Origin of the sequence: Enterococcus sp. AZ020, from assembly GCF_050499205.1 — a bacterium.
Classification (GTDB): domain Bacteria; phylum Bacillota; class Bacilli; order Lactobacillales; family Enterococcaceae; genus Enterococcus_L; species Enterococcus_L dunnyi.
Window position 1 is genome coordinate 1 of record NZ_JBIPAT010000012.1, and the last position, 1,187, is coordinate 1,187.

Below are 1,187 nucleotides of genomic sequence, written 5' to 3' on the forward strand. Positions count from 1 at the left end.
GATTTTACACATAATGGGCTAGGTCGCTTATCTGAGGCGACTCGATGCGACATTACAGAAGAAGCAAACGGAAAATATGAGCTTGAGCTAGATTATCCAGCAAATAGTCGATTTTCTGATTACTTCGAAAATGGGTATCAAATCAAAGCGAAACCAAACGATTTGGAAGAGTATCACATTTTTGAAATCAAACAGACATTTAAAGATACCTTTTTAGGAATCGTAACTGTTTACGCTCAGTGTAGAACCTACAAATTAGGCAACAGAGAGGTGCAATATGTAGATATTAAATCTGCAGACGGCGCAAAAGCAATGAAAGCTATTGAAGCTAATATGGACGAGCCTTGTGACGTGAAGTTGTTCTCTGATATTTCAGCAAATTCGAATACAGTCTTTGAAGCCCGAAACGTGTTGAACTGTATCGCTGGTGAGCAAGGTTCCTTATTGCAGTTATGGGGCGGAGAAATCAAACGTGAACCATTTAAACTTTCTCTGTTAAAACGCCGTGGCCGCGATAATGTAGGTACTGTACGTTACGGAAAAGACTTGAATGGGTTGAAAATAAAATTTGATTGGTCATCAATCGTTACAAAAGTTTTACCATTCGCAGATTTACAAGATGGCAATGATGGGAAAACAAAACGAATATACGGTGATCCAGTCAAAAGCCAGTACATGAATAATTATCCTGATATTTACGCTCGGCATATTCAGTTCACCGAAGAACAAGGCGTGACTGACAAAGCTAGCTTGAATCGTGTAGCAAAAAACTATTTTACCTCAATGAATCCGGGATCAGATAAGCCGAAAGTCAGCATGGAATTAGAAGTTGAAAAGCTGACTGACTCAGAGGAAGCGAAAGAATTTTCTAAGATTCGGAATTACGGTTTGTTTGATACATTCAAGATTTACCACAATCTTTATGATATCGACATCGATACAAAAGTGAACAGTATCATCTATGACAGTTTACTTGAAAAAAATAAGAAAGTAATTGCTGGAGATATCCAAGTCGCCTTTTACAAACAACAAAATTATGAGTTTCAAGAAGCAATGAAGACTCTAACAAAAAAAGGATACATGAGTGAGTTCGTTGATTATATCACTGATTTGATCAATGGTGTTCAAGGCGGATCAGTGCTTCAGTATCCTAAAAATCATCCACATACTACCTATTATATGGACAC

1 protein-coding gene is annotated in these 1,187 nt (G+C 37.5%); it reads left to right on the forward strand.

The genetic code is table 11. The features are described from left to right. Positions 1-1,187 (forward strand): phage tail spike protein (locus tag IGI58_RS18180; RefSeq protein WP_429955515.1); only part of this gene is annotated, 1,187 nt, incomplete at both ends.